Consider the following 24,171-nt stretch of genomic DNA (forward strand, 5'->3'; position numbering starts at 1 on the left):
GTGCTCACGGAGCCACCACCGTGCCCTCCCGCAGCTGCGCCTGGAACGGCTGGGCGTTGGTCTGGTCCTGATCGTCGTAGCTGGTGGCCGCCGTGCGCACGTTGTCCGCGATCGTGCTCACGCCTTCGACGGCCGCGTTGAGCGTGTCGGTCGCGTCGTCCTGCGTCGTCGCGTTGACGATCGGCGGCAGGAATCCGCACAGCAGGCCGTAGGCCTCGTCGTCCAGCGTGACGGTTTTCGCGGCGTCGACAGCGGTGTGCAGCCGGTCGACGAGCCCGTCGAGATGGCTCCCGTGCGCCCGGAGCTCGTCCGGTACGACCTCGAATGACATGCGGTGCCTCTTACTTCTTCTTCGGCTTCTTGGTGTTCTTCCAGTCCCCGATGACGGGCGGGGCGATCACCTGGTCGCCCTCGAACAGCTCGGGATCGCCCTCGAGGTAGTCGGCGACGCGGTGCTCCTTGTCCTCGCCGCCGCCCTGCTTACCGCCGTGCGCCATCGGCGCGCCACCGGCCATGCCGGACCGGTTCCCGGCCCCGGCGGCCGCACCGGCCGCGCGAGCCGCCGCGGCCTCCTCGGCCGCCACCGCACCGGACGCGGCGCCCGCGGCGAGCCTGCCCGCCGAGGCGGCCGAGCCACCGGCGCCCCCGCCGCCCTTGAGCCCGGCACCGCCGACGCCCTTGCCGCCGCCGGATTCGCCGACACCGCCGAGACCTTTGCCGGCGGTACCGGACTCGCCGATACCGCCGATGCCCTTGCCGCTGCCGATACCGCCGAGCCCCTTGCCGGTGCCCGTGGTGCCGCCGAGCGGGGGAGCGTTGAACGTGCCGCCGTTGATTCCGGACGGCGGGTCGTAGGAGCCGGACGAGCCGCCGAGCCTGCTGGCGATGCTGTCGCCGTTGATGCCGCCCGAGTACCCGATGGTGGGGGTGCGGCCGGTGCCGAAGCCGGTGGTCGAGGACGCGATCGTGTCGTCGGGCAGCGGCACACCCTGGTACGAGCCCCCGCCGCTGCCGGAGACCCCGCTGGTGCCCGGGGAGGAGGACCCGGTGCCGAGGGGCGCTCCGCTGTACCCGGAGGTCCCGCCGGCGGACGAGCCGCCGCTGTACCCGGACGAACCGCCGCCGAAGCCGCCACTGGCCGCGGCCAGGCCACCGCCGGGGATCGACGCGCCGCCCGGCACCGCACCGCCGTCGGGCATCGAGGCGGCGGTGACCGAGCCCGTACCGGTGGCCGAACCCGCGAACTGCCCCGCCGCCGGGGTGGCCGGGGCCTGCGGCGTCGTAGCCGTCGCGCTCTGCGCCTCGACTCGGGCCAGCATCGGCGACGCGGTGTTGCGCGCGGCCATCCCGCCGGTGGTCGCGGAGCCGGGCGCCGCGAGCTTCGGCGGCGCGGGGAAGGCGGGAGTGGTGATGGCGCCACCGATGGTCTCGTCGTACTGCTTCATGATCCGCGCGGCCTGCTGCCTCGCGGCTTCCTGCTCCTGCTGCGTCTGCTGGTACTGCTGCGCCTGCTGGGCGAACCGGACCGGATCGGTGATCGTCTGCAGCTGCGCGTTGGCCGCCTGCGCGTCGAACTGCACGGGCGGGTTGGCCGCCATCTGCTTCTGTGTCTCGTTGAGCGCCTGCGAGTGGATCTCCTGCTGACGGCCGGTCAGCTTGGCGCCCTTCGCGGTGGAGCTCAGCCACTGGCCCACCGACGCGAGGTGCTGGCGGGCCGCGTCGCCGCCGGACCCCTGCCAGTCCGAGAGGCTGTCGTCGATCGCGCTGGCGAGGTTGCGCTGGTGCTCGGTGAGCTCGTTGCCGAGCGCCACCCATTCCTCGGAGGTCACGGCCACGGACGCCGAGTCCGCGTCCTGGGTGACGGCGTCGATCATCTGCTGGTGCGAGGCGTTCTCCCACATGGTGGTGGGCGGCGTGCCGGGGTCGCGCACGTCGATCTGCTCGTCGAGCCCTTCGCGGGCCTTGGCGATCCGCTCCTCGTAGCGGTCCTGGATCTCCTTGTCGCGGGCCAGCGGCGTGACCACGTCGCCGAGCCAGCCCTTCGCGATGTCCTCGTCGACCTGCTTGGTGACCTCGGCCCGGATGTCGTCACCGGAGAGCAGGTCGTGGCCGATCGGGCCGACGTAGTAGGGCGAGTCGGGATCGGCGGTCACGTCGAAGAAGGACACTGGTCGCCTCCTCAGGCCTGCGTGTCGTATGTGGACAGTGTGCTGCCGGTGTTCTCGTCCTGCCGCCGGTAGTTGGCCTTGGCCTGCTTGATGGCGTCGATGTAGGTGGGCAGCTCGTCGCGTGCCGCCTGCAGCTGGGTGAGCAGGCCCCGGTCGTCGTCGGCGGTGCGCACCATCAGATCGGAGACCCAGCGCGCGCTCGGGGAGGTGCCCATCATCGGCGACTTCCGGAACTGCTCGAGCGCGGACCAGCGCGTCTCGAGGCTGTCGATGATGCCCTGCAGCGCCTGGATCATGCGGTCGCCGGTGTTCTCGTCCACCGCGAAACCGCCGCCCGAGGCGAGTTTCCTGAGCTCGACACCGCTGAGCACCCGCGCCCGCGGCGGCTGCTGTTGCTGTTCGTCGCTCATGGCTACCCCCCGATCAGTAGACGGTCGCGATCATGCGCTTGATGGCATCGGCGACGTCGGCGCTGCTCGTCGGAACATACCTGATGATCATCGTGCCATCGCCCGCAGAGGTGGTCTCGACCAGATAGCGGCCGTCCTCGGTGTGCAGCCAGGTCAGCGGCTGTGCCGAGCGGCTCTCGCCGTGCCTGCCGACGCCGGTGGCGAGGAAGTAGCCGCTGCCGAGCCTCGGTGCGGCGAGGATCTCCTCCAACCGCTCGGCGTCGGAGGGCCGCCGCGGGCCACCACCGCCGCCACGCGCGCGCAGCACCCGGTTGACCTGCAGGCTGTCGAAGGCTTCGGTCTCTTCGTCGTCGAACTCACGTTCGGCCTCGCGCAGCGCGGCCATCGCCGATTTCGGCCGGTCCTCGTTGTGCTCGATGGATAGCGGGCCGCCCGCGGCGGGCGCGGTGCCCGGCAGCGTGCCGGCCAGCGCGCCGACCAGTTCCTCGTCGGGGAACAGCGAAAACCACAATTCGTCCGAACCATCGCCCTGGCCGATCGTCAGCGCCTGCGCGCCGTCGGTGGCCGCCACCATGGCGAGCTCGCCGCAACGCTCGTCGTGGCCGCCCAGGGCCAGCGACACGCGCGCCCGCCCCAGCAGTTCGAACGCGAGCACGACGAACTTGTGCAGCTCACCGGACACCGACAGGCGCCGTCGTTCCAGGTCGTCGTGAACACGGCGGGCCATGTGCGCGTAGCGGACGGGGTCGATCGTCGTATCGCTGACGCGCAACGGAAACCGGCGGATGTCGGCATTCATGGCGCGGCCGACGACGGAGGCCTCCACGCTTCCCATGGTGAAGTCGAACCGGGACACCATCGGTGAAAATGTCACCTTTCTAAGAGGCCACAGCCTTGATCATCGTTAGTTTCCCCCGTGGCGGTGATGCTTGTCGAGTGGGCCCCGCCCGGGAGACCCGAATCACATCCGAAAGTAGTTCTGGTCCTCAGTGGACTGATCCGCTGGGTTACCGGTGGGCGAAGCGCGGGTGACCGGACGGGGTATCGAACTGGTCCATACCGCTTGTCCTGGGCCACGCCCGAACGGGGCGGAAAATCACTCGCGCCCGCTCCTACTGTGGAGTTCGGGTTACTTCGGCGACTGGGGGAGTGCGCGTTGCGCGACAGATGGGTGCGGCTGCAGGCCGTGGCGGTCTCCGGTTCCGCCGGTGAGGGACTGCTGCTGGCGGCGCTGCCGCTGCTCGCCGTCTCCGTCACCACCGATCCGCGTGAGGTGTCGTGGGTCAACGTCGCAGGCCAGGCGCCGTGGCTGCTGTTCTCGCTGTTCGCCGGGGTGCTCATCGACCGGGTCCGCCGCACCACCGTGCTCGCCTGGGCCTACGGCATCCAGGTGTGCGCCGCGCTGGCGCTGGCGGTGACCGGCACCCTGCACGCGCTGAGCCTGCCGCTGCTGCTGATCGTGGCGTTCACCGTCACGTCCTCGCAGGTCCTCGGCGACGGCGCCAGTGGTGCGCTGGTGCCGGAGATCGTGCCGCCGGAGCGGTTCGCGGCGGCCAACGCGCGCCTGCAGGTGATCGACCGCGGCGTCGTGCAGTTCATCGTCCCGCCGCTGACCGGCGGGCTCATCGCGTTGAGCGCGGGGGCACCGGCGTGGCTGGCCTGCGTCATGGCCGCGACGGCGCTGTCGCTGGCCCGCGGCATCCGCTCTTCGGCGCTCGTCGCCTCGGGGCGGCATCCGCTGCGGGACATCGCCGAGGGGCTGCGTTACCTGGTCGCCACGCGCCTGCTGCGGGCCATCACCATCACGGTGGGGCTCGGGTCGTTCGCGGCCAGCGGGATCAGCGCGCTGCTCGTGCTGTACGTGACGCAGTTGCTGGGGCTGGGCAGCGTCGGATACGGCGTCATGCTCGCCTGCCTGGCCGCCGGGTGGGTGATCTCGTCGTTCTTCGTGAACCGGCTCGTGCGGTGGGCGGGCTACTCGTGGGCGATGCGGATCGCGCAGACGCTCGCGGCGGTGTTCCCGATGCTGCTCGTGATCGTGCCGCCCTGGCCGTGGCTCGCCGGCGGGCTGCTGGCCCTGACCGCGGCGACGGTGCTGGTGTGGAACGTGTGCTCGCAGTCCAGCCGCCAGCGCTTCACCCCGCCGCGGCTGCTGGGCCGGGTGCTGACCAGCCACCGCGCGCTGGCCTGGGGCCTGACGCCGCTGGGTGCGCTGACCGGCGGGTTCGTCGCCGCGCGTTTCGGGCTGCGCGCGGTGTGGCTGGAGGCGGGGATCGTGCACGCCATCGGTGCGGCGATCGTGTGGATCGCGCTGTCGCCACGGGCGTTCGCGGCCGCGGAACGGGAGGCGGGGATCCGTGATCCGGCGTCGGCGTAGGGTTCTGCCGTGCATCCGCTGACCTCGATCGATCCGCGTGAGGCGGTGCTGATCGTCGGCCCGTCGAAGCGGAAGTCGCGGGGCGGACGGCTCGGCGCTCCGGCACGGGCAGGCTGGTCCCCGGACCTGCTGCGGGCGCGGGAGGACGTGCTCGCGCGGGCGAAGGTGGAGCAGCCGCTGCTGCTGCCCGCGTGGCGGCGTTACGACGGCACCTTCTACCGCGCCGCCCGCGAGACGCTGGCCGAAGCCGCGGACAACGGCAGGCTCATCGTGCTCAGCGGCGGCTATGGCCTGCTGCGCGCGGACGAGCCGATCGCGTACTACGACCGCAAGCTCAAGCTGCGCGACTGGCCGGACGGGGTGCTCGAACGAGCGCTCAACGACAAGGTCCGCGCGATCGGGGCGAAACGCGTGGTGAGTTTCGTGTCCGCGAGTGCCGATTACGCGAAACTCGTGCGCCGCACCGCGTGGGAGGTCCAAGCGACGCTGGTGACGATGGAGTTCCACGGGGGCGGCGCGCAGATCGAGGTACCCAGACGGCTCGCGCGGGCGTTCACCGCGTTCTGGGCCGGCGGTGACTTCCCGCCGGGCACCGTCGTCGAAGAGCTGTCGTGAGCTCAGCCCGCGGCCAGTCCGCGCAGCAGCGGAAGGTAGACGTCGTCGACGAGTTCGGTGATCGCGGTCCGGCTCGTCTCGCCGTTGAGGATCGTTTCGTTGCGGACGAGGTCGAAGGGCAGCCGCGCGGCGCGCGGGGTGATGGTCACCGGCGGCATTTCCCCGCGCTCGGCCGCGCGGTCGATGATGGATTGGATCACCTGCGGAAACGGTGCGGAGGCCAGCCTCTTGCGCATCAGCTCGGCGATGTCGGGATGGCGGAACGCCTCGCCCATGACCCCCGCGATCGATTCGGACATGATGCTGTCGGCGCGTTTGGTCACGCGCGTGAACAACGCGAGCAGATCTCCGCGCAGCGAGCCGGTGTCAGGGGCGACGGGCCGTGTGGGCATCTCGCGGTGCCACGCGGCGATCACCAGTTCGGCGCGGGTGGGCCAGCGCCGGTAGATCACCGGTTTGCTCGTGCCGGCGCGCGCCGCGACGGCCTCCATGGTCAGCGACGCGTAACCGCTCGCTTTCAGTTCCTCCCACGCGGCATCGAGAATCGCCCGTTCCAGCTCCTCGCCGCGGCGGCGGGACCTCCGCTCGGTCACGCTGCTCCTAAGATACGTTGCGTTTCTTACCATGGTAGTCTAGGTTGCACGATATTAGATACGGTTCGTTTCTTCAGCTGGGGGACCGGTGCTGATCCGTTTACTGCGCGTGTACTTGCGGCCGTATCGCCGCGAGCTGACGGCTGTGTTCGTCCTGCAACTCATCGGCACGATCGCGTCGCTGTACCTGCCGCGCCTCAACGCCGACATCATCGATCACGGTGTCGCGACGGGAAACACGAGCTACATCCTGTCCACCGGGGGCTGGATGATCGCCGTGACGCTGCTGCAGATCGTCTGCTCGATCGGCGCGGTGTACTTCGGCGCGCGCAGCGCCATGGCCTTCGGGCGGGACGTCCGGTCGGCGATCTTCCACCGGGTCGGGGACTTCTCGGCCCGTGAGGTCGCCGGGTTCGGCGCGCCGTCGCTGATCACCCGCACCACCAACGACGTGCAGCAGATTCAGCTGCTGGTCGTGCTGGTCTGCACCATGCTCGTCATGGCGCCGATCATGTGCGTCGGCGGGATCGTGATGGCGCTCAACGAGGACGTCGGGCTGTCCTGGCTGCTGCTGGTGTGCGTGCCGGTGCTGGTGATCGCGATCGGGCTGATCGTGAGCCGGATGGTGCCGCAGTTCCGCCGCATGCAGGAGCGCATCGACGAGGTCAACCGGGTGCTGCGTGAACAGCTCTCCGGCATCCGCGTGGTGCGCGCGTTCGTGCGTGAGCGCGCCGAAACCGGCCGTTTCGCCGATGCCAACACGTCGCTGACGAACACCGCGCTGCGGGTCGGGCGGCTGCAGGCGATGATCTTCCCGGTCGTCATGTTGATCCTCAACGCCTCCAGCATCGCGGTGCTGTGGTTCGGCGCGCACCGCGTGGACTCCGGCGAGATGCAGATCGGCGCGCTGACGGCGTTTCTCAACTACCTGCTGCAGATCCTGATGTCGGTCATGATGGCCACGTTCATCTCGACGCTGATCCCGCGTGCCGCGGTGTGCGCCGAGCGGATCAACGAGGTGCTCGACACCGAGCCCTCGGTGCGCCCGCCCGCCGCGCCCGTTCGCGAGCTGCGTCCCACCGCCGAGCTGGAGCTGCGCGGGGTGGGCTTCCGCTATCCCGGCGCGGCGGAGCCGGTGCTGCGCACCATCTCCTTCCGCGCGGAGGCGGGCAAGACGACCGCGATCATCGGCAGTACCGGTGCGGGCAAGACGACGCTGATTTCGCTGATCCCGCGGCTGATCGACGTCACGGACGGCAGCGTCCTGGTCGACGGCGCCGACGTGCGGGACATCGAACCCGACGCGTTGTGGCGCCGGATCGGCCTGGTCCCGCAGAAGGCGTACCTGTTCACCGGCACCGTGGCGAGCAACCTGCGCTACGGCAATCCCGAGGCGAGCGACGAGCAGCTGTGGCAGGCGCTGGAGATCGCGCAGGCCCGCGACTTCGTCGAGGCGATGGACGGCGGGCTCGACGCTCCCATCGCGCAGGGCGGCACCAACGTCTCCGGCGGTCAGCGGCAACGGCTGTCCATCGCGCGGGCGCTGGTGCGCAAACCGGAGATCTACCTGTTCGACGACTCGTTCTCCGCGCTCGACCTCGCCACCGACGCGGCACTGCGCGCGGCGCTGCGGCCTTACACCGCGGACGCGGCGATCGTCGTGGTGGCGCAACGGGTTTCCACGATTCTCGACGCCGATCAGATCATCGTGCTGGAAAACGGCGCGATCGCCGGCATCGGCACCCATCGCCAACTGCTGGACACCTGCCCGACCTATGTCGAGATCGTCCAGTCCCAGCTGACTCCTCAGGAGGCCGCGTGAACCACACCGGCGAAGCCCCCGCTCGCGCGGGCCGACCGGGCCCGGCTGACCCCGGAGCGGGCGGCATGACCACCACCGCACAGAGACCACAGGCGCCGGTCGGTCGCGGCATGACCGGCATGGGCATGCCGGTCAGCAAGGCGAAAAGCTTCGGCCCGTCCGCGAAACGGCTCGCGGGCCGGATGCGGCCCGAGCGCAATGCGCTCATCGCGGTCGTCGCGCTCGGCGTCACGAGCGTCGCGTTCAACGTGGCCGGGCCGAAGATCCTCGGCGAGGCCACCGACATCATCTTCGACGGGGTGCTCGCGCATCTGCGGCACGTGCCCGGCGCGGCGATCGACTTCGGCGCGCTGGGGCGGGTGCTGGCGTGGGTGCTCGCCCTGTACGTGGCGGGCTCGCTGTTCGCGTGGGCGCAGGGCTGGCTGCTGAACAACGTGGTGCAGCGCGTGGTGTTCAAGCTGCGCGCCGATGTCGAGGAGAAACTGCACCGGCTGCCGTTGCGCTACTTCGACGGCCAGCCGCGTGGCGAGCTGCTTTCCCGTGTCACCAACGACATCGACAACATCTCGCAGACCCTGCAGCAGACGCTGAGCCAGCTGCTCACGTCGGTGCTGACGGTCATCGGCGTCATCGTGATGATGTTCTGGATCTCACCGCTGCTGGCGCTGGTCGCGCTGACGGTGATCCCGCTGTCGATGATCGTCACGGCGGTCATCGGGAAGCGCTCGCAGAAGCTGTTCATCGCGCAGTGGCGCAACACCGGCACGCTCAACGCGCACATCGAGGAGGCGTTCACCGGACACCAGGTGGTCAAGGTGTTCGGCCAGCAGCGCGCGTCCGAGGCGGAGTTCCGTCGCCGCAACGACGACCTGTTCGGCGCGGCGCTGGGGGCGCAGTTCATCTCCGGGCTGATCATGCCGTCGATGATGTTCCTGTCCAACCTCAGTTATGTGGCCGTCGCGGTGGTCGGCGGGCTGCGCATCACGTCGGGTTCGATGAGCCTCGGTGAGGTGCAGGCGTTCATCCAGTACTCGCGGCAGTTCACGCAGCCGCTGACGCAGGTGGCGTCGATGGCGAACCTCATGCAGTCCGGGGTGGCCTCGGCGGAGCGGGTGTTCGAGCTGCTCGACGCCGAGGAGCAGGAACCGGACCCGGCGCAGGCGTCGCTGCCCGCCGAGCGCCGGGGGCGCGTGGAGTTCGAGCACGTGAGCTTCTCCTACCAGCCGGACCAGCCGCTGATCGAGGACCTCTCGCTGGTGGCCGAGCCGGGGCAGACGGTCGCGATCGTGGGGCCCACGGGTGCGGGGAAGACCACGCTGGTCAACCTGATCATGCGGTTCTACGAGCTGGACGCGGGGCGGATCACGCTCGACGGGGTGGACGTCACGCGGCTGCGGCGGGAGGACCTGCGCTCGCAGATCGGCATGGTGCTGCAGGACACGTGGCTGTTCGGCGGCACGATCCGGGACAACATAGCCTACGGCAAACCGGACGCGACGGAGGAGGAGATCGTCGCGGCGGCGAAGGCCACGTTCGTCGACAGGTTCGTGCGCACCCTGCCGGACGGGTACGACACGATCATCGACGACGAGGGCACGAACGTCAGCGCGGGGGAGAAGCAGCTGCTGACCATCGCGCGGGCATTCCTGGCCGCGCCGTCGCTGCTGATCCTCGACGAGGCCACCAGCTCGGTCGACACGCGTACGGAGTCGCTGGTGCAGCACGCGATGGCGGCGCTGCGTTCCTCGCGGACGAGCTTCGTGATCGCGCACCGCCTGTCCACGATCCGCGATGCCGATCTGATCCTGGTCATGGAGTCCGGGAGGATTGTTGAACAAGGCAACCACGAACACCTGCTAGCCGCCCGCGGTGCCTACCACCGCCTGTACAACGCCCAGTTCGCCGCGACGGCCTGATCGGGTACGTTCGAGGGCCGTCTCATGGTGCGCCGTGAGGCGGCCCCTCTAAGGCATACGGCCACCGCCTGCCAATGCCGCGATTGGCAACCGCTATCCATCTGGGCCGGGGGCGCCGGTTGGCGCACGATCATGCCGTGACCGAGCAGAGCGTCCGGCCGCAGCCGCGCCGCAAAGTTGTCAGCAGCCCGTACATCCATCGCTTGCAGCGCAGGCATTTCCTGCTGTTCGACGTCCTCCCGATCATCGGCACCGTCGCCGCGCCGGCGCTCCTGGCCGGGCACCCCTTCGGCGTCACCGAACTGGTGCTGCTGCTGTCGATGTGGCTGCTGACCGGCCTCGGCGTGACCGTCGGCTACCACCGCCTGTTCACCCACCGCACCTTCAAGGCCGCACCGGCCGTCGTCGCCGTGCTCGCGGTGCTCGGCTCGATGGCGGGCCAGGGCGGCGTGATCTCGTGGGTCGCGCTGCACCGGCGCCACCACGAGTACAGCGACCGCGAGGGCGATCCGCATTCGCCGAACCTCTCCGGCGGCGGCCTCGCCGGCCGCTTCAAGGGCCTGCTGCACTCGCACTTTCTGTGGATGCGCCGCCACGAGTACCCGAACATCGTGCACTACGCCCCCGACCTGCTCAAGAACCGCCTGCTGGTGCGCGTCGCGCGCCTGTACTACTGGTGGGTCGTGCTGGGCCTGGCGATTCCCGCGCTCATCGGCGGTCTCGCCGAGATGAGCTGGCTGGGTGCGGTGAGCGGGCTGTTCTGGGGCGGGCTCGTGCGCATCTTCGTGCTCGAGCACATCGTGTGGGCGATCAACTCGTTCCTGCACATGTTCGGCACCCGGCCCTACGAATCACGCGAGAACAGCCGCAACGGCGGCCTCTTCGCGCTGATCACCCTGGGCGAATCGTGGCACAACAACCACCACGCGTTCCCCGACTCGCCCTCGTTCGGGCTCGACTGGTACCGGCTCGATCCCGGCTTCTGGCTCATCAAGGCGCTCGCCGCGGCCGGCCTCGCCTGGGACCTCAAAACCCCCGGCCGCGACCGGATCGAAGCCAAGCGCATCACCAAACCCGCCGCGTAAGGAGACCCGTGGACACGAGCAAGGACGGCATCCTCACCTGGTGCCGCGAGTACGTCGCCGACCTGCTGGGCACCAAGGCCGAGGCGCTCGACCCGGAGGCCGACTTCGACAAGCTCGGCGTCGACTCCGCGCTGGCGGTGTCGCTGCTGATGGAGGTCGAGGAACGCTACGACGTCGACCTGCCGCCGGAGGCCCTGTTCGACAACCCCACGCTGGACGCGGTCGCCGAGTACCTGCACCAGCGCGCCGGGCGGCGCGTGGCATGACCACCGACGCGGCGGCGGCCATCCGGCACCACTACGACGTCGGCAACGAGTTCTACCGGCTGTGGCTGGACGAGTCGCTGACCTACTCCTGCGCCCTGCGCGAGCAGCCGGGCGAAACGCTGCACGCCGCGCAGGAGAACAAGCTCCGCTTCCACCTCGACGCGATCCGCCCCGAGACCGCAGGGACCGTGCTCGACATCGGCTGCGGATGGGGTTCGATCCTGGAACGCCTCGCCGCCAAGGGAATCCGCGCCGTCGGCCTCACCCTCAGCGACGAACAGGCCGCGCACGTCCGCGCCCGCGCGTACCCGGGCGTCGAGGTGCGCGTCCAGAACTGGACCGACTACGAGCCCGGCAGCCGGTTCGGCGGGATCATCTCCGTCGGCGCCTTCGAGCATTTCGCCACGCCCGCGGACTCTCCCGAGGAGAAGATCGCGCGCTACCGGCACTTCTTCACCCGCTGCCGTGACTGGCTCACCGACACCGGAACCCTGTCGTTGCAGACGATCGCGTACGCGAACATGTCCCGCGACGCCGCGAGTTCCTTCATGCAGCGGGAGATCTTCCCCGGTGCCGATCTGCCGACGCTCGCCGAGATCACCGTCGCCGCGGACGGCATCTTCGAACTCGAGAAGTTCCACAATGGACGGCTCGACTACGCCTGGACGTGCGGCGAGTGGGCCCGGCGCCTGCGGGCCCGCCGCGACGAAGCGATCGAGCTGGCCGGTCCCGAAATCGTCGAGCGCTACGAGCGGTACCTGAAGATGTCCGCCATCGGCTTCCGGATGGGCAAGATCTCCCTGTACCGGCTCGTGCTGCGGCCCTGCACCAGTGGATGGTCACGATGACGGTCCGGTTCAACCCGTTCAGCGCTGACTTCCGCCGCGATCCCTACCCGGTGTACGCGGCCCTGCGGGAAGACAAGCCGGTGCACAAGACGCTCGGCATGTGGGTGCTCACGCGCTACGCCGACGTGCGTGCCGTCCTGCTGGACCGGGGCTTCAGCGCCGGGCTGATTCCGCGGCTGGTGAGCCAGCAGGCCGACCGCGTGTCCGGTGAGGATGTCGCGCGGATCGAGCGGCTGGGCCGCAAATCGCTGGTGTTCACCGACAATCCCGAGCACGCGCGGCTACGCGGGCTGGTGAACCGCGTGTTCACCGCGCCCGCCGTGGCGAAACTACGCCGGCTCGTCACGACGATCGCCGGGGACCTGGTGGACAAGGCGCTCGCGAACGGCGGCATGGACGCGATCGCCGACTTCGCCGCACCGCTGCCCGTCGCCGTGCTGTGCGAATGGATGGCGCTGCCCTCCGGACTGCGTGAGCACGTGACACAGTGGACACACGACATCCGTTTCCTGCTCGAACCCGGGTTGATGAAGCGCGAGGACTTCACCCGCGTCGCCGCGGTCACCGAGCGGTTCGCCCACGCACTGGACGCGGTGGTCGCGGCGCGGCGCGACCAGCCGGGGGAGGATCTGGTCAGCCAGTTGCTCGCCGCGCGCACCGGCGGCGGCGACCGGCTGCGCGACGAGGAAGTGGTGTTCGTCTGCATCATGTGCTTCGTCGCGGGCAACGAAACCACCAAAGCCCTGATCGGCAACGGAATCCTTGCCCTGCTGCGGCACGGCGCGCGGCCCGAGCCCGCGAAGGCCGCGGTCGGCGAAGCGCTGCGCTACGACAGCCCGCTGCAGCTGACCAAACGGCTCGCGACCCGCGACACCGAGATCGGCGGGACGACGATCCGCGCGGGTGAGCAGGTGTTGCTGTGCCTCGGCGCCGCCAACCGCGACCCCGCGGTGTTCGGCGACCCGGACACCTTCGACCCGGGCCGCGACACGACCGGTCACCTCGCGTTCGGGTACGGGATGCACGGCTGTCTCGGCGGGCTGCTCGCCGGACTGCAGGCCGAGACAGCGTTCGAAACCCTCTTCCGGCACGAAGTCGCGCTGCGGAAGCAACCGCTGGAGTGGCAGGACCACAGCTTCATCGTGCGCGGCCTGGCCAGGCTGCCGGTGTCGGTGCGGAGCGCGGCATGACCACCCGGCTGCTGTGCGTTCCGCACGCGGGCGCCGGTGCGTCCTCGTTCGCGCGCTGGCTCGAGCTGTTCGGCGAATCCGTTGTGCCGCTGCGGATCCAGTTGCCCGGTCACGAGAACCTCGCCAAGCGGGAACCGCTGCGCCGCGTCGGCGACGTCGTCGGCTGGCTCCTGCCGCGCCTGCCCGCCGGCGGACCGGTCGCGCTGTACGGGCACAGCATGGGCGCGCTCGTGGTGTACGAACTGGCGCGGGCACTGACCGCGGCGGGTACGCCGCCCGTGCACGTGTTCGTCTCCGGACGGCGCGCGCCGCACCTGCCCGCCCGGAGGGCACCGGTACACGACCTTCCCGACGACGAGTTCCTCGCCGCCGTCGAGGGTATGGGCCGCCTCGCCGAGGCGAGTCCGGCGCTGCGGACCTACGCGATCCGGGTGACCAGGGCCGACCTGGAACTGTCCGAAGTGTACGAGCATCTGCCGGTGCCCCGGCTGCACTGCCCGCTCACCGTCTTCCACGGCACCGCGGACCGGTACGTCACGCTGGACGAGGCGACGGCGTGGAAAGAGCTGACGGACAACGACTTCGCGATCCACACCTTCCCCGGCGACCACTTCTTCCACCAGCGTCACCGCGCGGCACTCGCGGCGACCATGACCGAAGCGCTGGAGTGACCGTGCTTCCCGACATCCTCCGCAGGCGCGCCACCGAGCAGCCGGAGGGGACCGCGTACATCTTCCTCGGCGAGGACGGCGAAGAGAAGACCTCGATCACGTTCGCCGGACTGGACGCCCGCGCCCGTTCGGTCGCCGCCGAGCTGAGCAGGCACTGTGAACCCGGGGACCGGGCGCTGCTGATCTTCCCGCAGAGCCTGGACTTCATCGTCGCCTACTTCGCCTGCCTGTACGCGCAGGTCGTCGCCGTGCCGGTGAACCCGCCGCGCCGCACCCGGATCCAGGACGCCACGCGCTCGATCATCGCCGACTGCGAACCCGCCGTGGTGCTCACCGTCTCCGGCATGGCGGCGCTGGGGTCCACTGTGGAATCCGCGCACCGGATCGCCGTGGACGAGGTGCCCGGCGGCGACTTCGCACCGGTGCCCTGCACCGCGGAGACGCTGGCCTTCCTGCAGTACACCTCCGGGTCCACTGCGGAACCCAAGGGTGTCATGGTCTCGCACGGCAACCTGATGGCCAACGAGGAGATGATCCGGCGCGCGTTCGGGCACGACGAGCGGTCCACTGTCGTCGGCTGGGCACCGTTCTTCCACGACCAGGGGCTGATCGGCAACGTGCTGCAGCCGCTGTACGCCGGCGCCACCGCGATCCTCATGACGCCCGCGGCGTTCATCCGGCGGCCGCTGTCGTGGCTGACCACGATCTCTCGCTACCGCGCCCACACCAGCGGCGGCCCGAACTTCGCGTTCGACGCCTGTGTGGCCGCGGCGGCCAGGGGAGTGCCCGAGCTGGATCTGTCCAGCTGGCGGGTCGCGTTCAACGGCGCGGAACCCATCCGGGCCGAGACGCTGCGCCGCTTCGCCGACACATTCGGACCGTACGGCTTCGACGAGAAGGCGATGTACCCGTGCTACGGCCTGGCCGAGGCCACCCTGATCGTCAGCGGCAGCGGAAAGGGACGCGGCCCGCGCACGATCGAGGCGGACGTGACCGAACTCCGCCGCGGACGCCTGGTCGAGGCGGCGGGAGGCCGCACGATCGCCGGATCGGGTGTGGTACTGCCCGGCGAGGACGTGCGTATCGTCGACCCCGCAACGCACGAGCCGTGCGCCGAGGGCGAGATCGGGGAGATCCGGGTGGCCGGTGACCACGTGACGCAGGGGTACTGGAAGCGGCCCGAGGCGGCCGAGTTCACCGGCTCGCACCTGCGCACGGGCGACCTCGGCGCGCTGCTCGACGGTGAGCTGTACGTCGTCGGCAGGCTCAAGGACCTGATCATCATCCGGGGCCGCAATTTCTATCCCCAGGACATCGAGCACACCGCGCAGCAGGCGCATCCCGCCCTGCGGCCCGGCGGCTGCGCGGCGTTCTCGGTGCCCGGTGCCGCCGGCGAGAAGCTCGTCGTGGTGGCCGAGATCCGGCGCGAGTACCGGCACGAGGCAGATACGCCGGCGCTGGCGGGCACGATCCGCGCGGCCGTCCTGCGCGAGCACGAGGTGTCGGCCGGTGACGTGCTGCTCGCCCGCGTCAACCAGCTGAGCAGGACCAGCAGCGGCAAGATCAGGCGCGCGGCCGCGAGAAAGCGCTATCTGGAGTCCGGATTCGACGTCTAGGAGGGATCTTCATGGAAGCCGCGAACCCCGATTTCGCGCAGGCGGTGCGGGCCGTGGTGCTCAGCATGCCCGCCGCGAAGCATCTCGGTTTCGACTTCGGCCGGATCGAACCGGGTGCGGTCGAGGTGGTGCAGCCCTACCGGCAGGAACTCACCGAGCACAACGGGTTCTTCCAGGGCGGTGTGCTCGGTTCGCTCGCGGACTTCGCCGCGGGTTCGGCCGCGGGCACGCTGCTGCCGCCGGGCTGGGTCAACATGACGATCGACTACACGGTCAAGATCGTCGCCCCCGCCAAGGGCGAGCAGGTGATCGCACGCGGCCGGGTGGTCAAACCCGGCCGCACCACGACGGTCGCCGCCGCCGACGTGGTCGCCGTCAGCGGGCCGGAAGAGACCTTGTGCGCCACGGCCCTGGTGACGATGCGCAACATCAAGGTGTGACATGACCTTCGTGTTCGACCCGTTCGCGCCCGGATTCACCGACGACCCGTACCCGCAGTACGCGCGGCTGCGCGAGAGCGCGCCCGCGCACGAGCATCCGCTCGGGTTCTGGATCCTGTCCAAATACGACGACGTCGCGCGGCTGCAGCGCTCGGCGCAGTCCGTCGACGAGCGGTACCTGACGACGCTGCCCGCCTGGAAGAGCGACTCGGCCGAACTCGGCAAGCGGAACCGGATGATGGGCGGACTGTCCATGCTGGACCAGGATCCGCCCGACCACACGCGCCTGCGGCGGCTGGTGTCGAAGGCGTTCACCCGCAAGGCCGTCGAGGCGCTGGAGCCGCGCGTCCGGTCGATTGTGGACAGCGCGCTGGACAGGATCGGTGCAGCCGGGACCGCGGACGTCGTGGCGGAACTGGCGTTCCCGCTGCCGTTCACGGTGATCTCGGAGTTGCTCGGCATCCCGGTGCTCGAGCACACCAGGCTGCGCGAGCTGACCTCGGTGCTGGTGCTGGGCCTGGAACCACTCGCCGAGCCGGAGCTGCAGGCCGGCATCCGTGCGGCGAACTCCGAACTTCTGGCCATGGTCGGCGAGCTGACCAGGTGGAAACGGGACCATCCCGGCGACGACGTGCTCACCGCGCTCATCGCCGCCGAGCACGACGGTGACGTGCTCAGCGAGGAGGAACTCGTCGCGCAGGTCATGCTGCTCTACATCGCCGGGCACGAGACCACCGTCAATCTGGTCGCCGGCGGGATACTCGGGATGCTGCGGTATCCCGGTCAGGCACGGCTGTTACGCGAGGATCCCGGTCTCGCCGCGAACGCCGTCGAGGAACTGGTGCGCTACGACAGTCCGGTGCACCTGATGCGGCGCGTCACCGTCGAGCCGTTCCCGGTGGGGGACAAGGAGGTTCCGGCCGGGGTGTTCGTCCTCGCGTGTCTCGGGGCGGCCAACCGGGATCCGGGCCACTGGGGCGAGGACGCCGACGAGTTGCGCATCGACCGGCGCGACGCGCACCAGAACCTCTCCTTCGGCGCGGGCATCCACCACTGCCTCGGCGCGGCGCTGGCCAGGATGGAGGCGCGGATCGCGGTGGAGCGGTTCGTACGGCGTTTCCCGGACGCGGAACTGGAGAGCGTGCGCTTCAACGGGCGCGTCAACGTGCGGGGACCCGCCGAGGTGAAGGTGCGGGCACGTGCCGGCGCTTGACGTGGACGGCGCCACGATCGCCTACACCGACAGCGGTCCCCGCGACGCACCCGCCGTCCTGTTCGGACACGGCCTGCTGTTCGGTGGCTGGATGTTCCAGCCGCAGATCGAGGTGCTGCGCGCACGCTACCGGTGCGTGGCGATCGACTGGCGCGGGCAGGCGGACAGCCCGCGTGCGGCGGGCGGCTACGACATGGACACCCTGGCCGCGGACGCGGTCGCGTTGATCGAGGTGCTCGGCATCGCGCCGGTGCACTGGGTGGGCCTGTCGATGGGCGGTTTCGTCGGGCAGCGGGTCGCCGCGCGGCGCGGTGACCTCGTGCGCTCGCTGACGTTGCTGGACACCAGTTGCGGGCCGGAGAACCCGGAGAAGGTGCGCGAGTACAAGCGCCTGGCGCTGTTCCAGCGCCTGTTCGGGATCAGGCCGGTGCTGGGCACGGTGGAGCCGCTGTTGTTCGGGCGCGCCGCGCCGGCCGAGGTGGTCGCGGTGTGGCGGCGGCGGATCGTGCGCGCCGATCGTGCGGCGTTGCGCGATGCGGTGCTCGGCGTGGCGGAGCGCAAGCCGGTCGAGCACGAGATCGGCGCGATCACGGTGCCCACGCTCGTGGCGGTCGGCGCCGACGACCGGGCCACGCCACCCGCGGAGTCCGAGCGGATCGCCGCAGCGATTCCCGGCGCGCGCCTGCACGTGCTGCCGGACTGCGGGCACACGAGCACGCTCGAACAGCCCGCGGCCGTCAACCGCCTGCTCACCGGCTTCCTCGGCTGAGGTTTGCGGTTTCGGCAAAGAATGTTGCCGGGTTTTCGCGCCGGGGGGCACTGTGGGCTCATGACGCGACAGCACGACATCACACCGTTCACGCACGAGAACGAGGCCCGGCTCAGCGAGCAGGCCATGGGCGACGCGCGCCACGGGATCGTGCGCCTGGACCAGCGATTCTGGGACGAGCTGTACGGCAGCGCCGGCCGGCTGTGGAGCGGGCGGCCGAACGACGCGCTCGTCGCCGAGGTGACCGGGATCCCCCCGGGGCGGGCGCTGGACGTCGGCTGCGGCGAGGGCGGCGACGCCCACTGGCTCGCGCGGCAGGGCTGGCAGGTCACGGGAATCGACATCTCCCGCATCGCGCTGGAGCGTGCCGCCGCGCTCGCCGGTGACCTGGACATCACGTGGCGTCGGCTCGACCTGCGCACCGAAGCGCCCGACACGGGCTACGACCTCGTGTCGGCGCACTACTTCGCGTTCCCGCGCGATCAGGAGCAGGTCCTCCAGCGCGTACTCGCCGCGGTCGCACCCGGCGGTTCGCTGCTGATCACCAGCCACGCCGGGATGGAGGAACGGCATCAGGGCCTTTACCGCCCCGAAGAGATCGCCGCCCGCCTCGGCGAGGACTGGCGGATCGTGGTCGACGAACAGCGCACCCGCACCCTGCCGGCGAACGGCCACACCGAAGACGTGGTGCTGCGCGCCCGGCGACGGTGATGGTGGTGACCCCTGGCGCGGCGCGGCGTTCGCACACGCCACGCCAGGGGTGGTTCAGCGTTTGCGCAGCGCGGCGGCCCCGGCCTCGGCGACGGTGGTGTCCTGCTCGACGGAGCCGGCGCTGACGCCGATCGCGCCGATGACCGCGCCGCGGGGCTTGGCCAGCGGAAGGCCGCCGCCGAAGATGACCAGTCCGCCGTTGGTCACCTCGATGCCGTAGAGCGGTGCGCCGGGCGCCGCGGCCTCGCCGAGGTCCGCGGTCGACATCCGCAGCAGCGCCGCCGTGCGTGCCTTGCGGATCGCGATGTCGATGCTGGCCAGGATCGCCCCGTCCTGGCGGGAGAAGGCGAGCAGATGCCCGCCGTCGTCGACCACCGCGACGTTCATCGGCTGTTCGATCTCCACCGCCTTGGCCAGCGCGGCGTCGAGCACGCGCTGGGCGTCGGCGAGAGTCAGTTGTCCGGCCACATCTCCTCCTTCTCGGGAAACGCTTTCAGTGGCAGCCCGACGACGAGCCGGGCCGCGTTGTGCCCGCACACGCGGGCATGCGCCAGTGCGGCGGTCAGCACCGGCGAGTCTGGCGGCCGCTTGGCGTGATGCACGCACACGGTGGTGGCGTCGAGTCCGATCCCGACACCGAGCGAGGACGCGCGTGCCGCTGCGAAGGCCAGTTCGGCCGCGCTCCCGTCGCCGTCCTCCACCCGCAGCGGCACGCCTTCTTCCTCCATGCCCGCGCGGACCTCGCGCAGGCCCGACGACCGGGCACACCGGACGACGACGCTGGGCGGGGCGTGGCGGGCGCGGTCGGCGCGGCGATCGGTCACCGGCATCGCAGCGCCTCCACCAGACCCGTGGCCACGGCGTTGCGCGGCCCTTCCGTGCCACGCACATTCCCGGTGCCGCACACGATTCCCGCGTCCGCGACCGCCTCGGCGATCAGGTCCGGGATCTCGAAGTCCAAAGCGGACCCGCCGAGCACCACGACGAACCCGATCTGGCGCAGGTTCCCGCCTGGCGCGACCTGTTCCAGCGCGCGCACCGCGTTGACCACGAACACCTTGTGCTTGGCCGAGCGCCGCACCTGGCGGATCTTGTCCAGCGAATGCCGCGTCGGCACCGGGCGCATGCCCTCGTCGCCGAGCACCACGACCCGCGCGAACGTCTCGGTCGGCAGCGGTTTCTCGAAGAACCGCGCCGTGCCGTCCTCCATCCGGACGTGGAAGAAGCTCTCCGCCTTGGCCAGGGGGTGCTTCTTGATGTCCTCGGCCAGCTCCCTGTCCTCGAGGCCCAGCTCCGAATCGATCAGTTTCGTCACCAGATCGCCCGCGCCGGCCAGGTGCACCGAGCGCACCACACCGTCCGAAGTGGCCAGTGCGGCGTCCGTGGAACCGCCGCCCAGGTCCAGGATCGCGACCGGCCGGTCGGTGCCGGGCGTGGTCAGCGCGCCGAGCACGGCCATGTCCGCCTCGACCCCGCCGACCCGCACCTCCACGTCCAGTGCCGCCGCCAGCTGCGCCGCCAGCGCCTCCATCGGACCCCGGCTCGTGCGCACCATCGCCGCCAGCGCGACCGCGTTCTCCAGCGCGAACTCGCCCGCCAGCGCACCGGTCACCTTCTGCGGCACGAACGTGTCCACCGCGAGCACGTCCTGGATGCGGACCTCGCCGGACCCCGCCAGCTCCGCCATCGTGTCCCGCACGGTCGCGAGCATCCCGCCCACGTGCGTGCCCGCCTCTCCGGTCGCGTCCTCCAGCGGCCGCACCCGGCGCAGCGTCGCCATGATCTCGTCAGCGCCCGAGTCCATACCGACCGAGAGCCGCGCATGCTCGCCGATCAGCGTGAGCGTGCCGGCCGGGATGCGCCGGTCGGCGATGTCACCGGCCGGGGTGCGCACGACGACCGCGGACCGGTTGCCCACCAGCGCCCGCGCCACGGGCGCGATCATTCGTGTCTGCTCGGGGTCCAGTTCGAACAGCGTCGCGATGCCGTAGGAGTTGGACAGCGTGCGGACCGTGCGGCCGGGTTCGGCGACCTCGACCGCGGCGCGCATCCCGAGTGGCACCCGGTCGACGAGCGTGACCTCGTCCACGACCGGGATCGGCGTGCGCAGCCGGTTCGCGATCAGCGTCGCGTCGTCGGCATGGACCACCGCGCCCGTCACCTCGACGCCGCGGTCGGCGGCCGCGTTGATGCCGGCCGCCGCGTCCTCGAAGTCCACCCCCGCGCCCACGACGCAGATCACCGCCGGCCCTGGCTCGCACTCGCCGAGGTCGGCGAACGCGACCGTGGTGCCGACGCCGAGCCCGGCGCCGCCGGGGGTGTCCGGGTTGTGCCCGATCATCGTGGACTCGGTGATGATCGTTTCGGTGATGGTCTCCATGGCCAGCCCGCTGATCACCGGCGTGGCCTCGTTGACCAGCACCGCCGACACCTCGGCCTGGCCCCGGCCCGCGGCGGACAGCGCTTCCTGCACGACCTTGACCACGCCGGGCACGTTGTCCGCGGTGCCCTTCACGCCCGAGGTGGGCGCCAGCGCACCCGCCAGATATTCGGGTCCGTTCCCGCCGATCTCGGCCACACACGCCTCGGTGGTCGAGTTGCCGATGTCGACGCCTACGACGAGTGCCACGGCGTCAGCCGGCGTCGGCCAGCTGGATCCGCACGTCCAGTTCCACCGGTGCCGCGCCCTGGGTCACGAACTCGGTCTCCTTGATGTGCAGCAGCGCGGCCTTGGCCTGCCAGCGGGGCCGGGCCATGAAGTCGTTGCGCGCGGGCACCGGCTCCGGCGACTCGCCCTTGGCGTAGCGGGCGGCGTTGCGGCCCACCTTGCGGAAGGTCTCCAGGTCCATGAGCGGCGCCTGCGGGAACAGCTCCAGATTGGACAGCCGGACCAGATCCTTCTGGTGGATCATGGTGGTGCCACGGGAGAGCACCCCGATCCCGATGCCCGAACCGGACAGTTTCGCCGCGGCGTGCGCGATCACCGCCAGGTCCGAACCGCCGCGGTAGCGGATGACCCGCGCCTGCACGCCCTGCTCCTCGATGCCGGCGAGCAGCTCGCGCAGCACCTCCGCGTGCGGAATGTCCACAATGGTCTTGGTGAAGAAGTCCCCGAATGCGGGCGAGATGCCGATGACCACCTCGTCCGCGCGGGTGCCCGGTCCCGCCTCGCCCCGCTCGCCGAGCTGGAGCGTGCGCCGGGTGCCTACGCTGGTGTCCGCCATTTCGCCTCTCCTCAGCCGACTTCGGTTTCCGGGTTCTGCGCGCTGACCACGTGCCGCAGCCGCTTCATCTCCTCCCAGCGCGCACCGCTGGGCCGGTAGCCGGTGCCGGGACCGGCGTAGTCGTTGGCGTCGTTGACCGCGGACAGGGTCTCCAGCTCCGGGGTCAGGATCGCGGAGGTGTGCAGCAGATCGCCGGAGACGCGGTGGCGCAGGATACCCAGCAGCGTGTGCGCCATATCGCTGTACCCGGCGCCCTCCAGCGCCTTCACGATGTCGAGCCCGGTCACACCGCGGTCCATCACCTGCTGGGCCGCCTTGAGATCCTCCAGCACGTCGCGCAGCGGCAGGTCCTGGCTGCCGTGCGCGTACGTCGCGGCTTCGACCTCCTTGTCGGTGATCGCCGGCAGCCCCAGCTGCGCGAACACGCCCTGCAGCGCGCGTGCGGCCCGGTTGCGCGCGGCCAGCAGCTCGGCCTCGGGCACGTGCCGCAGCCCGCCGTCGACCTGCAGGTCCCGCTGGATCGTGTTCCAGTCGTCGTAGTCCGCGGCGTCCAAATTGGACCCGGCGAACATGTTGTCGTAGTTGGGCACCGCCGAGTAGCCCGAGCACACGAAGTCCGTGCCGGGCAGCAGCTGGGGCAGCAGCCGTGCGGTGCGCCGCATGTCCGAATGCGAGAACGACTGGTCGTTGCCGGAAGCGCTTTCCAGGTCCACGGTGCTGGCGATGAGGTTCTCGGCGAGCACCGCGCGGATGCCGCCGGGCACCGCGCCGGGCACGCCGATGCAGCTGATCGACCCGTTCTGCAGGCCCTGCACGCCCGCGCCCTTGGTCACCAGGATGCAGCGGATCTCCAGGTACAGCATGGACTTGCCTTCGGCGTTGCCCATCTGCACTTCCGAACCGGTGCCCGAGGTGAAGCGCATCTTGATGCCGCGCGAGGCGTAGGCCGAGGCCAGGAACGCCTTGGACCACGGGGTGTCGTCGCCGTCGCAGAACACCGGTTCGGTGCCGTACACCGAGATCGTCTCGGCGTAGGCGGTGATGCCGCGCATGCCCAGTTCCAGCTCGGTGGCCTCCTCCAGCGCACACTGGGTGAGCACGCCCGGTTTGCCCGCGAGCGCGCCGACCTGCAGCGCGATCGCGACCAGCGGGGCGTAGCGCACGACGCCGAGGGTCGTCTCCAGCTCGCGGAAGCCGCGCAGCGCCGCCTCCGCGGCCTCGGCCGCGACCTGCACCGGGTTGTCCCGGGCGCTGGTCGAGTGCGCCTGGTTGGCGATCGTGCGGCGGGCGCGCATCTTCTGCACCGCCTGCATCATCTCGACCACGTTCATGGTCTTGACGACTTCCAGCAGCGCGGCCGGCGTGAGCCCGCGCGACACGGCGAGCACCTCGCCGCGCGAAACACCGGGGTCCACCAGCATCCGCGCGATCTGTACCGGCTCCATCGCCATGGCCGCCTCGGTGGCCTCGGCGTCGATCGCGTGGTCGGCGATGAACTGGTCGAGGAAGTCGAACTCCGCCCTCGGCTTGCCGTCCATCTCGACGATCACGCCGTTCTCGACGCGCACGCTGGGCTCCGGGTCGTACGGGCTGTCCATCGCGACCATGCCGACCTCTGGCCACTCCTCGACGAACCCGTCGAGGTTGACCGGGCGCTGCTCCAGGATCTCGGTGCGCCGGGATTGCTTCGCCATATCAGCTCCCTTTTCGGCGATCAGGCCAGGATGTTCCGGCGCTCGTACACGTCGGCGGCCTCGCGGACCAGTTCGGCGCACAACGTGGCCGAGTAGTCCCGCTCCAGCTCGTCGGCGATGTCGGTGAGTTGCTGTTTCGTGGACGCCCTCGGCCGCAGTGCGTTGTAGAACGAGAGCACCAGCTCGTCGGGCAGCGCGGTCAGCTCGGCCGCGCGGCGGAAGTTCTGCGCGAGCTGCGGCCTGCCGACGCGCTCGGCGATCTGTGCCTGCAACCGCAGCGTTTCGGGCGCGATCCGCAGGTCCTCGGCCGAGACCTCACCGGAGAGCACGGACTGCATGGTGAGCTCGTCGATCCGCTTGCCCGTCGGGGTCCGCAAGAGCTCGGGCCGTCGCGCCGCGAGCGGATAGTCGCGGTCCGGATCGAGGTCCACCTGGCTGGGATTGGGCACCGCCGCCACCGGCCCTTCGTCGTCGAAGTTCAACTCGGACGCCGAAACGCTAGGCATGGTCACGTTGCACCCACGTTGCATCGTCGCAGCGCAA

The 24,171-nt window shown here is 70.5% G+C and carries 25 protein-coding genes; 14 read left to right on the forward strand and 11 right to left on the reverse strand.

Annotated features, from left to right (window positions below):
• Positions 1-4: 4 nt before the first annotated feature.
• The 4 genes from HFP15_RS00075 to HFP15_RS00090 are packed head-to-tail and all read right to left on the reverse strand — an operon-like array spanning position 5 to position 3,437.
• Complete coding sequence (locus tag HFP15_RS00075) at positions 5-331, reverse strand: type VII secretion target (protein WP_168510037.1); 327 nt, start codon at positions 329-331, stop codon at positions 5-7.
• 10 nt (positions 332-341) lie between these two features.
• On the reverse strand, positions 342-2,168 hold the full coding sequence (locus HFP15_RS43305) for a PPE domain-containing protein (protein ID WP_312871326.1): 1,827 nt from the start codon (positions 2,166-2,168) through the stop codon (positions 342-344).
• Positions 2,169-2,179: 11 nt separating this feature from the next.
• A complete protein-coding gene (locus tag HFP15_RS00085; RefSeq protein WP_168510039.1) occupies positions 2,180-2,578 on the reverse strand; it encodes a hypothetical protein in 399 nt (132 codons plus the stop codon).
• A 13-nt stretch (positions 2,579-2,591) separates the two neighbouring features.
• Positions 2,592-3,437, reverse strand: a complete 846-nt coding sequence (locus HFP15_RS00090) for an ESX secretion-associated protein EspG (RefSeq protein WP_168510041.1) — start codon at positions 3,435-3,437, stop codon at positions 2,592-2,594.
• 297 nt (positions 3,438-3,734) lie between these two features.
• On the opposite strand from HFP15_RS00090, the gene HFP15_RS00095 reads away from it, so the two are divergent.
• Together HFP15_RS00095 and HFP15_RS00100 are read left to right on the forward strand one after the other, a co-directional pair.
• Entirely contained in the window at positions 3,735-4,955 is a 1,221-nt protein-coding gene (locus HFP15_RS00095) for an MFS transporter (RefSeq protein WP_168510043.1), read from the forward strand.
• A 9-nt stretch (positions 4,956-4,964) separates the two neighbouring features.
• The gene (locus HFP15_RS00100; protein ID WP_168510045.1) at positions 4,965-5,570 is read left to right on the forward strand and encodes a YaaA family protein; all 606 of its coding nucleotides are present in this window, start codon (positions 4,965-4,967) and stop codon (positions 5,568-5,570) included.
• Between the two features lie 2 nt (positions 5,571-5,572).
• Here the strand turns inward: HFP15_RS00100 and HFP15_RS00105 are convergent, their stop codons facing one another.
• Complete coding sequence (locus tag HFP15_RS00105) at positions 5,573-6,163, reverse strand: TetR/AcrR family transcriptional regulator (RefSeq protein WP_168510047.1); 591 nt, start codon at positions 6,161-6,163, stop codon at positions 5,573-5,575.
• Positions 6,164-6,251: 88 nt separating this feature from the next.
• Here HFP15_RS00105 and HFP15_RS00110 point away from each other — a divergent pair, with 88 nt between their 5' ends.
• The 12 genes from HFP15_RS00110 to HFP15_RS00165 all read left to right on the forward strand — a co-directional run bounded on the left by HFP15_RS00110 (position 6,252) and on the right by HFP15_RS00165 (position 18,710).
• Positions 6,252-7,985: an ABC transporter ATP-binding protein gene (locus HFP15_RS00110; protein WP_168510049.1), complete on the forward strand. Its 1,734-nt coding sequence runs from the start codon at positions 6,252-6,254 to the stop codon at positions 7,983-7,985.
• A gap of 65 nt (positions 7,986-8,050) precedes the next feature.
• Complete coding sequence (locus tag HFP15_RS00115) at positions 8,051-9,901, forward strand: ABC transporter ATP-binding protein (protein WP_168510051.1); 1,851 nt, start codon at positions 8,051-8,053, stop codon at positions 9,899-9,901.
• Positions 9,902-10,038: 137 nt separating this feature from the next.
• Entirely contained in the window at positions 10,039-10,986 is a 948-nt protein-coding gene (locus HFP15_RS00120; RefSeq protein WP_312871327.1) for an acyl-CoA desaturase, read from the forward strand.
• An 8-nt stretch (positions 10,987-10,994) separates the two neighbouring features.
• On the forward strand, positions 10,995-11,252 hold the full coding sequence (locus tag HFP15_RS43310) for an acyl carrier protein (RefSeq protein WP_168510055.1): 258 nt from the start codon (positions 10,995-10,997) through the stop codon (positions 11,250-11,252).
• Positions 11,249-12,100, forward strand: a complete 852-nt coding sequence (locus HFP15_RS00130; protein ID WP_168510057.1) for a class I SAM-dependent methyltransferase — start codon at positions 11,249-11,251, stop codon at positions 12,098-12,100. The genes HFP15_RS43310 and HFP15_RS00130 overlap by 4 nt, the downstream gene beginning before the upstream one ends.
• Positions 12,097-13,290, forward strand: a complete 1,194-nt coding sequence (locus HFP15_RS00135; RefSeq protein WP_246271240.1) for a cytochrome P450 — start codon at positions 12,097-12,099, stop codon at positions 13,288-13,290. Before HFP15_RS00130 ends, HFP15_RS00135 begins: the two co-directional genes overlap by 4 nt.
• A complete protein-coding gene (locus tag HFP15_RS00140; RefSeq protein ID WP_168510061.1) occupies positions 13,287-13,961 on the forward strand; it encodes a thioesterase II family protein in 675 nt (224 codons plus the stop codon). Before HFP15_RS00135 ends, HFP15_RS00140 begins: the two co-directional genes overlap by 4 nt.
• A gap of 2 nt (positions 13,962-13,963) precedes the next feature.
• Positions 13,964-15,577, forward strand: a complete 1,614-nt coding sequence (locus HFP15_RS00145) for a fatty acyl-AMP ligase (protein WP_312871328.1) — start codon at positions 13,964-13,966, stop codon at positions 15,575-15,577.
• 11 nt (positions 15,578-15,588) lie between these two features.
• Complete coding sequence (locus HFP15_RS00150; RefSeq protein ID WP_168510065.1) at positions 15,589-16,017, forward strand: PaaI family thioesterase; 429 nt, start codon at positions 15,589-15,591, stop codon at positions 16,015-16,017.
• 1 nt (position 16,018) lies between these two features.
• Positions 16,019-17,230, forward strand: coding sequence for a cytochrome P450 (locus HFP15_RS00155; protein ID WP_168510067.1), 1,212 nt, complete (start codon positions 16,019-16,021; stop codon positions 17,228-17,230).
• Complete coding sequence (locus HFP15_RS00160) at positions 17,217-17,999, forward strand: alpha/beta fold hydrolase (RefSeq protein WP_168510069.1); 783 nt, start codon at positions 17,217-17,219, stop codon at positions 17,997-17,999. The genes HFP15_RS00155 and HFP15_RS00160 overlap by 14 nt, the downstream gene beginning before the upstream one ends.
• 60 nt (positions 18,000-18,059) lie before the next feature.
• Positions 18,060-18,710: a class I SAM-dependent methyltransferase gene (locus tag HFP15_RS00165; protein ID WP_246271241.1), complete on the forward strand. Its 651-nt coding sequence runs from the start codon at positions 18,060-18,062 to the stop codon at positions 18,708-18,710.
• A gap of 54 nt (positions 18,711-18,764) precedes the next feature.
• On the opposite strand, the gene HFP15_RS00170 is transcribed toward HFP15_RS00165, so the two are convergent.
• From HFP15_RS00170 to HFP15_RS00195, 6 genes are read right to left on the reverse strand one after another with little or no spacing between them, the layout of a single operon-like run.
• Positions 18,765-19,178 carry a GlcG/HbpS family heme-binding protein gene (locus tag HFP15_RS00170; protein WP_168510071.1) on the reverse strand — a complete coding sequence of 138 codons (414 nt, stop codon included), beginning with the start codon at positions 19,176-19,178 and terminating at the stop codon, positions 18,765-18,767.
• A complete protein-coding gene (locus HFP15_RS00175) occupies positions 19,163-19,540 on the reverse strand; it encodes a glycerol dehydratase reactivase beta/small subunit family protein (protein ID WP_168510073.1) in 378 nt (125 codons plus the stop codon). Before HFP15_RS00175 ends, HFP15_RS00170 begins: the two co-directional genes overlap by 16 nt.
• Positions 19,531-21,339 carry a diol dehydratase reactivase subunit alpha gene (locus HFP15_RS00180; protein ID WP_168510075.1) on the reverse strand — a complete coding sequence of 603 codons (1,809 nt, stop codon included), beginning with the start codon at positions 21,337-21,339 and terminating at the stop codon, positions 19,531-19,533. Before HFP15_RS00180 ends, HFP15_RS00175 begins: the two co-directional genes overlap by 10 nt.
• Positions 21,340-21,343: 4 nt before the next feature.
• Positions 21,344-21,934, reverse strand: coding sequence for a propanediol/glycerol family dehydratase medium subunit (locus HFP15_RS00185; RefSeq protein ID WP_168510077.1), 591 nt, complete (start codon positions 21,932-21,934; stop codon positions 21,344-21,346).
• An 11-nt stretch (positions 21,935-21,945) separates the two neighbouring features.
• Positions 21,946-23,628: a propanediol/glycerol family dehydratase large subunit gene (locus tag HFP15_RS00190; protein WP_168510079.1), complete on the reverse strand. Its 1,683-nt coding sequence runs from the start codon at positions 23,626-23,628 to the stop codon at positions 21,946-21,948.
• A 20-nt stretch (positions 23,629-23,648) separates the two neighbouring features.
• A complete protein-coding gene (locus tag HFP15_RS00195; RefSeq protein ID WP_210716646.1) occupies positions 23,649-24,134 on the reverse strand; it encodes a diol dehydratase small subunit in 486 nt (161 codons plus the stop codon).
• Positions 24,135-24,171: the final 37 nt, after the last annotated feature.

It is taken from the genome of Amycolatopsis acididurans, assembly GCF_012328925.1.
Classification (GTDB): domain Bacteria; phylum Actinomycetota; class Actinomycetes; order Mycobacteriales; family Pseudonocardiaceae; genus Amycolatopsis_E; species Amycolatopsis_E acididurans.